The organism is Thermococcus sp. LS2 (assembly GCF_012027375.1).
In the GTDB taxonomy this organism is placed as follows: Archaea; Methanobacteriota_B; Thermococci; order Thermococcales; family Thermococcaceae; genus Thermococcus_B.
Genome location: NZ_SNUI01000021.1, coordinates 1 through 2,835 on the forward strand (window position 1 = coordinate 1; position 2,835 = coordinate 2,835).

The following is a 2,835-nucleotide window of genomic DNA, read 5'->3' on the forward strand; positions in this document are numbered from 1 at the left end:
TCAGGGGTTACCCCGAAAGGGTTGGAGGTTTCGAGGGCTTTAACGCCCAATGAATGGCCAATGAAGACCAATCCCTACGGGATTATTGCAATAGAAAAACAAAGAATTGGGATGAAATTCTATGAAATTACACTAACTTCCCCGTAGGGGGAACCCCAAAACTCTTTGTTCCCATCAATCCAACTGATTTCTTTAAGGCTCTCGTTTATTTCCAATATGGACGCACTTTCAGGTATCAAAGATATTCTTCATCACCAACTTCTGGAAGTTGTTGATTTCTAACAAAATATGTGCCCAAATTTTTGATAAACTTATTCAACCCCTTACTCCTGAGACCCTCCTTTTGGAGTATTTCTCTGAGCCTAAGTGCCTTCTCGTAGAGAATTCCCATCAACCATTCAAACCGTTCTTTCTCAAGGAGGGCTTTTTGAACCTCAAGCTCAGCGAGTATTATATCAAAATTCACACCATGTTCAATAAGCCTAAGCAAATCATCAATGTCCTTTGATCTGCCGAGGGAAGTCACACCTTTGAACAGGAATATGTCTTCAAGAGAGACCAAATAAATCCTGATGGTTTTAAAATCAGTAAACTCTTCTGGAATCATTGCGCGAGTTTTCATACCTTCTGAGAGTGTTATACCTCTGAGAACTCTCCTCACAAAGACATCAAAATTAAAATCGCCCATTTGAGGGTCAAGCTTCTTGTAAACTGAGAAAGCTCCAAGCTTCGCTTTATACTCGTGCTCAACCTCCTTCACGTAAACAATATAGCGGCCTTCAATCCTTAGCTCCGGAGACGGGTTGATGAGGACTTCTTCAAGAGCCCTTAAAACATGGAGATCCTCAACCACTACGTCAACGTCAGCCGTTGCAGCTTTTATACCTCGCAGGGCAAGATTGCCGCCGCCGATAAGGTAAAGCACCAGTTCTTCAGGAATAACCTCACGAGAGGCTAGCAACGTGGCCTTCTTATCGAGTAGCGTGAACTCTTCAATCAGCCTTTCCCTTGTTATCATTTCCACAACCTCCAAAATACTGACGGTAGAGCTCCTCAACCTCCTCACGAGAGGGGAACGGGTAGGGCTTTTCCTTCCCTTTCAAGTATTCAAGGATTTCCTCTACAAGAGGAGCAATGTCGAACTTAACGGCGAGCCGTTTGAGCCTTCTGGTATTGAATCCTCTGGCCTTTAGCAAGGCTATAACGTAAAGGAGTTCCCTTGCACCGCTTTCTATGGTCAATGTGTGGACAACGACCTCCTCCAGTGTCAGCCCCTTGGATGGCCAGTAGTAATGGTAAACGCCCGGAGAAATCAGGGACATGCCATAGTCAAAGAAGCGCGAAAGTCCCGTGAGCTGGAAATTTCCGAGAGATTTGCCCTTAAACTCCGAGGTCGCGAGTATGAGCTCATCCACGCCGCTCCAGACCAAGACCGCGTCATTGCTGAATTCTCTTGCCTTTATGAAATTCTGCAGGCGAAAGTACTCATCGGCAAAGGTCTTAACAAGGGCAAAGCGCTTAACGATAAAGTAGCCTTTCTCGTTCTTTCCCACGATGAGTCTCTCCATGAGCTCATTCAGGGCACGGTGAAGGCTCGGCTTACTCAGGTTGGTCTTCAAGAGGATTTCCCAGACGGGCCTCGGCCTTTCCACTGTCATTCCAGCAATGGCCTTGAGCTTTCCACCGACGAGGATTCGGGTGAAGTCCACGTGGGGAAACTTCACGAGGAGCTCGTGGAACAGCTCAACGGGCCTGACCTTTGAAGGAGTGGCAATGAGCTTCTTTCCCTTTGTAAGCTCAACGAGGCCCTTTCTTTCGAGAGAGTGCAGAAGAACAGAAAGTGTTGCGCGGGAAAGCCCAAGCTCGGCTGAGAGTTCTTTGAGAGTCTTCGGCTTCTTGAGCGCCGCAAGGACTCTGAGCTCTGACTTGGTGAGTGTCATGTATCAAAATTACTAAAGGTTTTATAAAAGCTTTTGGGTTTTTGATACTATAAAAATTTTGAACCCGCGGTTTTATCGCGCGTGTCTTAGTGCTTGCTCAATCACTGGGTTAATGATGTGGTAATCATTACCACTTTTTCGATCTGGCCTCCTCCCCGCCTTGAAGGGCAAGGCTTTCATGTGATAATCCAAATGAATTCATCCTCACTAACTTATGATTAGTAGATTGAAATTTTTTTGACTCCTTCGAGTTTTGAGAGTTCATTTATAAGGTCGCCGGGGATTGACCCCTCAGTAACTATCGTGAGCGTTGCTTCTGGATAAAGTTCAGGATCTTCCGCGACGACTTGAACAATGTTAATACCCCTTTCTGCAATCTTTGACGCAACTTTTGCAAGCATTCCGACGGCTCTTGGTTCTGCCTCAATTTCAATTACACTACAGCCAAGATGCCTACCGGCATACTTCAGGTGAGGTGTCGGCTCAAGCCTCGTGAATATTTCCCTAAGCTCGGGTATTTTTAAGATCATTGTGGCCGTTTCCTTGACAACCCTTCTGTCAATGCCCAAGGCCTCAGATATCTTAGTGTAGGGCACTTCAATGTCCCCACACTTTATCCTCGCATCTTCTGTTACTTTAAGCCCATACCTGAGAAGGAGCTTCACTATCTTTTTCCTAACAGGATACTCATCAAAGTAGTGCTCTATTCTTGCCCACATACCATCACCTCTCTATTAAGCCGTACTTTTCAAGCTCGTGAAGGAGTTTCTTAACAGCCTCCCATGCGCTATGCTCACTCTTCGCACCACTGCAAACAATCCTCCCAGAACTGAAGAGGAGTATGACTGCCTTGGGCTCTTTAACACGATAAATCACTCCCGGGAATATTTCAGGC

Annotated in this window: 3 protein-coding genes and 1 pseudogene; all 4 read right to left on the reverse strand. The window is 45.9% G+C overall.

Features of this window, described 5'->3' with window-relative positions:
- Positions 1–235 precede the first annotated feature (235 nt).
- Positions 236–1,018: a hypothetical protein gene (locus tag E3E24_RS12480; protein ID WP_167887334.1), complete on the reverse strand. Its 783-nt coding sequence runs from the start codon at positions 1,016–1,018 to the stop codon at positions 236–238.
- Complete coding sequence (locus E3E24_RS12485; RefSeq protein WP_167887335.1) at positions 993–1,940, reverse strand: MarR family winged helix-turn-helix transcriptional regulator; 948 nt, start codon at positions 1,938–1,940, stop codon at positions 993–995. The genes E3E24_RS12480 and E3E24_RS12485 overlap by 26 nt, the downstream gene beginning before the upstream one ends.
- Positions 1,941–2,158: 218 nt before the next feature.
- Positions 2,159–2,659, reverse strand: a complete 501-nt coding sequence (locus tag E3E24_RS12490) for an ACT domain-containing protein (protein WP_167887336.1) — start codon at positions 2,657–2,659, stop codon at positions 2,159–2,161.
- Positions 2,660–2,663: 4 nt separating this feature from the next.
- Positions 2,664–2,835: pseudogene (locus E3E24_RS12495) on the reverse strand (TATA-box-binding protein); the annotation flags it as partial.